Annotated in this window: 3 protein-coding genes; all 3 read right to left on the reverse strand. The window is 37.8% G+C overall.

Features of this window, described 5'->3' with window-relative positions; all coding sequences use genetic code 11:
• Positions 1 to 584: 584 nt before the first annotated feature.
• The 3 genes from U9P79_07950 to U9P79_07960 all read right to left on the reverse strand — a co-directional run bounded on the left by U9P79_07950 (position 585) and on the right by U9P79_07960 (position 5472).
• Positions 585 to 1739 carry an FAD-dependent oxidoreductase gene (locus U9P79_07950; protein ID MEA2104554.1) on the reverse strand — a complete coding sequence of 385 codons (1155 nt, stop codon included), beginning with the start codon at positions 1737 to 1739 and terminating at the stop codon, positions 585 to 587.
• Between the two features lie 103 nt (positions 1740 to 1842).
• Positions 1843 to 3903: an FAD-dependent oxidoreductase gene (locus tag U9P79_07955; protein MEA2104555.1), complete on the reverse strand. Its 2061-nt coding sequence runs from the start codon at positions 3901 to 3903 to the stop codon at positions 1843 to 1845.
• A 30-nt stretch (positions 3904 to 3933) separates the two neighbouring features.
• On the reverse strand, positions 3934 to 5472 hold the full coding sequence (locus tag U9P79_07960) for a nucleotide sugar dehydrogenase (GenBank protein ID MEA2104556.1): 1539 nt from the start codon (positions 5470 to 5472) through the stop codon (positions 3934 to 3936).
• Positions 5473 to 6021 lie beyond the last annotated feature (549 nt).

Raw genomic sequence — 6021 nt, forward strand, 5'->3', positions numbered from 1 at the left:
CCATAAATTATTCCTGTTAATTATAATATTTGCTAAGATGTGATAAAATCCCAAAAGCACTGCAAGGTTGTCAATTTTGATAGATTGAACAATCTGTGGTCCCAAAAATTTAGACGCCAAAACCTTGTTCCGAATGCTTTCGGGAGAAACCTCCGCAATGGTTGAAATATCTAATCGACGACCATTGCGGAGGTTGCGGATAACAAATCTCGTAGGAAAACAACCATCCGCAAAGGGAAATCTTGATTTAAGTTCTGTTTTTTTGAAATTGACTTAAGATTTTCCAACTCACAAATATAACGCTAATTAACTTAATAGATAATTTTTTTAATTCGTCACGGAATGGTCCGTGACGTCTCGAAAAGGCTACTTTGCGTATGGACAATGTTTAGTATCCATCCGTAAACTCGCATTTTTGCAATGATTCTCCGAATGTGATTCGACGCAGATGAATGTGATAAACAACATCACTCAGAAAAAACCGATTTTCGCAAGATAAAATTTTTTTGTAAAAAGTGTAATATCAGCGTTCATCAGCATAATCAGTGTTCATCTGCGTCGAATCCCTACTTTACGGACAGACTTTATTTAAACTTTTCTTCCTTGCCAAAATCTCGGTATAAACTTAACGATTCCAGATTCTCCTGATCGTTTTCCCGCATTTTTCCGGAAATTTGACGAGCTAATAATTTTCCTACACCCGGTCCGAGCATAAATCCTTGCCCGCACATTCCCACTGCTAAATAAAATCCCGTAATTTTAGTTTCACCTAAAATCGGAAATCCGTCCGGAGTAGCCGGATATTGTCCACGCCAGGTTCTTCTGACTTTCAAATTGGCTAATTTTGGGTAAAGGTCAAGCATCCTTTTGGAAACTTGTGGTAAAAATACAGAAGTAGCCCGGCTATCTGTTCCTTGAACGGGTGGTTCGGGAGTTATGCAGAAAACTACTTGCCCATCTGCTTTTTGATAAAAATAATAATTCTTCGAGCCGGGTCCCGGACGCAAATCTACAACCATCGGTTTGAAAAATGATTTCACACCTTCGGTTATTCCACCCTCGTGACTATCGGGCTGGACAGGAATTTTCAAACCGAGCATTTTTCCAACATCTTTTGCATTATTACCGGAAGCATTTATCACAATTTTACTTTCATAAATCCCTTTATTTGTTTTGACAATGAAATTTTTTTCTTTTCTGATATCAATAACTTTTTCGTTAAATTTATATTCAGCCCCGTATTCAAGACCCTTGAAATAAAAAGCATTCAAAGCCAAATAGGGTGAAGCACTGCCATCGTTAGGAGAATAAGTAGAACCCCGCAAACCGGTGCGGTTAATTCCCGGAACTGATTTCAAATATTCTTTTGCAGAAATCCAGTCAATATTTAGTCCAAAACTTTTTTGAATTTTGAGCAAATCCTTTAGCATTTTTTCATGCTCTTCCGTATATGCCGGGAATGAATAACCATTTGTTTGCCATTCAATCTCATCCCCATATTTTTCTTCCCAAGTAGAAAAAATTTCTATTGCTTCCAGCCCGATACTAATTTTTGCTTTATCGGAATGAGTGGCACGAATTCCTCCGATGGCTTTTTTGTTCTGCCCCTGCCCGGGTGATGGCAAACTATCTATAACTAAAATCTTATATTTTTCTCTCGCAAGATACAAAGCTATTGGCACGCCGACCGAACCCGCACCAATTACAATTATGTCAAAATTTTTATTTCTGAGATTCATGTTTATCTCCATTTCTGCTCATTTCTTTAGATCGGATTTTTAGGAATGAAAACGAGTAAAATAGTCAAAATTTAGATTTCCCATTCGCTGATAGTTTCTGGAATTAATTCTGTTTTTTTCCTGCCAGAATATTGAATGGAACTTCCACAAACAGCGGTCTGCGTGTGTTATAAGTAATATCATCCAAGCTATAACCTTCTTCCTTATACATTTTCAATATAAGGTTTTCACAGGTTTTTGCTCCGCATGCTCCCATACCTGCTCTGGTCAATTGTTTCAACTGGTTCATATCCGTAACACCTTTTTTGATCCACTTCCGTATCTCTCCGGCAGTTACTCTTTCACATCTACAAACGATCACATCATCCGCAATGTTTTGGATAAGTGGTTCTGCAATTGTTTTGGAAACCGATTTATTTTGAATTCTTATTCCGGCAATTTTCTTTGCAATATTCGCTGGTGATTTCAGTTGAATAATTTGAGTTTTAATTTTCCTATCCTGTATTTTTAAAACTTCTAAACTATCCAGCAAATTTCCATCAATATCAACGGCTTTTACCATATCGCCCTTTTTAATCTGATGATTTTTTACTTCATAAGGAACAGAAACTATGGGAAAATCCTCACTCTTTCTAAAATCTACCAGCGTAATCGCAAGTGCAGGACAAATTGTCAGGCATAAACCGCAACCAATACATTTTCCGGTAAATTTTGGAATTCCCATAAATCCGTCTCCACTGATTTTTATTGAATTATAGGGACAAACGGAAGTGCAAGGATTGCACGGTATTTCCTCTATGCAGTGAATGACGGGAAAAACTCCGCTTTTTTCTTTTGGCAAAATGTAAGGGTGGATTTTTCCGGGAGGACTTTTTAGAGATTCTGCTTTCTCAGTCCACTCTTTGGGAATTTCTTCATCTGTCTTATTTAATTCCTTAGCAATTTTTATTCCGGCGATTTTGCCATTAAACATGGCTGAAGATGCTTCGGCAATTTCATCTGCATCACCGGTCGAGAAAACTTTCATACCGGCTTTTTCTGCTTCCTGTTGAAATTCGCTGATTGAATCCAGACCGACCGCCACTAAAACAGTATCACAAAAAACTGTTTTTTCAGTTCCTTTTATTGCTTTAAAATTATCATCAATTTCCGTGAACGTTACTGATTCCACTTTTTCATTCCCATTTACCGATAAAATCGTGTGAGAAGTGTAGATCGGAACACCAAGTCGTTTAATTTTATCAACGTGAACTTTATAACCACCACATTTTTTTAGAGCTTCGGCAATTCCCACAACTTCAATTCCAGCTTGCAATGCATGATAACCGGCAATTAAACCGACATTTCCCCCTCCGAGAATAAAAATTCTTTCAGAAGATTTTACCAAGTCACGATTTACCAAAGTTTGAAATGCTCCCGCTCCATAAACTCCGGGCAAAGTATTTCCCTGAAAAGCCAACATTTTTTCCCTAGCTCCGGCTGCATTTAATATTAATTTGGGGCTTACCAGAACGTATTTATCATCCCGAAGAATTCCAACCTTCTGATCACTGAAGATATAAAGGACAATGCTGTTTTTCCAAATTTTTATGGATTGGTAAGATTGGATTTTTTCTGATAATTTTTTGGCAATATCAATTCCACGCGTTCCCGCATAACAATCTTTGATAGAGCCGAAAAATTTATGCGTTTGCAAAACAAGTTTTCCACCCAATTCTGATTTATCATCCACAAGAATCGTTTGAATGTTTTTCTCTGCGAGTTCGATTCCTGCTGAAAGTCCGGAAGGTCCTCCCCCAATGATCAATACTTCGGTTTCGATCTCGGAAATTGCTTCGAATTCATAAAACGGGTTCACATCAGGGAGTTTGGGAAGTTCGTCGCAACTTTCTACGACCATGTTTTTTTTTACAGCGGTCATACAAGATTTTATGGGGACGCCGTTTGCGATAACCGTGCATTGGGCACACTGCCCATTTGCACAAAAAATTCCTTGAGCGCTTCCGTCTTTTGGATGATGACCAAAAACGTTTATATCATTTGCAATCAAGGCAGAAGCGATCATTTCTCCTTTGTTTGCAAACAGTTTTTCGCCATTCCAATAAAAGGGGATTTTTTCTTTTTCTTCAATTTCCAAAATAGGGTGATTGATAATTCGCTTCATAATTTTACCTAAATTTGATTAATATTCTGCTTACTTCAAATCTTTTATATGACCTTTTCCGATAGCACGTATTTCACAACCGTTATCCAAATATTTCTTGATTTTTTCATCAGAGAGAAAATTTGAACAATCAACGACAAGAGAAAGATTTTTGGCTGATTCTACTACAAACTCAGGTTCCAGTTGCATATAATCCGAATGTCCAACTGCAAATATCAATATTTCGGTTTCTTCGAGAGCAATTTGCAGATCTTTTTCTACTCGCATATCACCAAGTTCATGCCAGATTTTTACGTAAGGATCGTGCACCTTGATAATTGCATCTTTTTTCATCAATTCATCCCAGAGTAATTTTGAGGGAGAATGTCTCGTGTCTGCCACATCTTTTTGGTATGAAACTCCGAGAATCGTAACCTTTTTATCAATTAGATGTGGAAACACATCCTCGATTAATTCTACAGTGTGCAATGGCATTTTATCATTTATATCCACCGAATGGACAGCCATGGGAAGTTGCTCTTTCAGGTGAAAAATATCTCTGGCAGCCCAATTTGCCAGAACCGGATCTTTTGTAAGGCAATATCCTCCCACACCGAGACTCGGATTGAGCATATTATCGTGTGTTCCTTTTCGTACCTTTATGGATTCAATGATCTCAAAAATATTTACTCCGATCTTTTCTGCCATCTTTGACCATTCAGAAAGCAGAGCAATATTTGTAGCACGATAAGAATTTTCCATAACTTTTGCGAGTTCAGATGCGTTTGTATTCCCTAATCTCGTAATCTTATTCTTATCGACCCGTAACACATTCTCCAAAAATTCTTCAGCAAGATCAGCACTTTTCTTATCTATTCCGGAAAATGTTCTGGGAAAATTTTGGATTGAACCTACATAATTTTTGCCCGGCATAACTCTTTCATAAGAATGAGCAATACGAGGAGAGTGAACTTCTGTATTTATTCCTCGTTTCTTAAATTCATCTTCGATAATCGGTTTAATTACATTTTGGCAGGTGCCGGGAGGAACAGTTGTTTCGATAAGAATCAGACAATCGGGCTGGATATTTTTTCCGATTGTTCGCATCCCCTTTTTAAATGCAGAGAGATCACAATATCCGCTATTTGCATTACCAAATTTCGGCTTTATTGCATCCAATTGAATGTCCACGACCACAAAGTCAGCCAACTTATACACATGCTCATGCCAAGTAGCCCGAAGGGTTTTTTTCCCATTTACTACTCGTGGAAATATTTTTGATATTTCAGGATCTTCCGCACTAACCGGGGCTTGCCCGGAATTGATAACATGAATTTTCCAGAATGATCTCGGTGAAACAAGATCGTGCCCATGAACGAAATAGGGAGAGTTGCCATCCGCATCTTCAGCATCGGCAACAACTGCTGCCATCACTGAACCGACGAAACCCATTCCCTGCACAACCACAATTTTTCTCCCCATTTTCTTTTGTTCTTCAGAAATAGTAATAAGTTTTTTAAGTTCCTCTTTATTCGCTTCTTTTGTGGGGAATTTATACTTTCGCCCATCAGGTGCAATTGAGATTGACATATATTCTCCAATAAATATTTATTTTTCTGCTTTCTTTGAGATTGACCTTTGAGTGTCAAGATTTGGAAAAAATATCATGCCAAATTTTTTGGAACCTTAACATCGGATAAGATATTCCAATTTACAAATTCAAATTCATCGTGTCATTTTTTTATTGCTATATTTTTTGCCGATATACTGATTTTCCGGATTCTGTTTTTTACAATTGCAAAAAAGCGAAAGATCAATATAAAAACATTGACAGGGAAGATGGGGTTTAAAAACCATTCTTAATTAGAATCTGTGCGTAAAGTACTATTTTTCGACCTCACCCCGACCCTCTCCTATCGAGGAGAGGGAGATAAAAGTTCCCCTTCTCTTTGAAGAGAAGGGGTTAGGGGATGAGTTGTAAAAAGGATGAAGAATATATTTTACTTGATATGCTACTTTACGGACAGACTCTAATTAGTGTCCATCCGTAAACTCCGAAACCTTACGGATGGTTGATGGATGTTGTTTATCCACACCTCCGCAATGGTTGAAAGATCTAAACGGCGACCATTTCGGAGG

Source organism: Candidatus Cloacimonadota bacterium, assembly GCA_034661015.1.
Taxonomy (GTDB): Bacteria; Cloacimonadota; Cloacimonadia; order JGIOTU-2; family JGIOTU-2; genus JAYEKN01.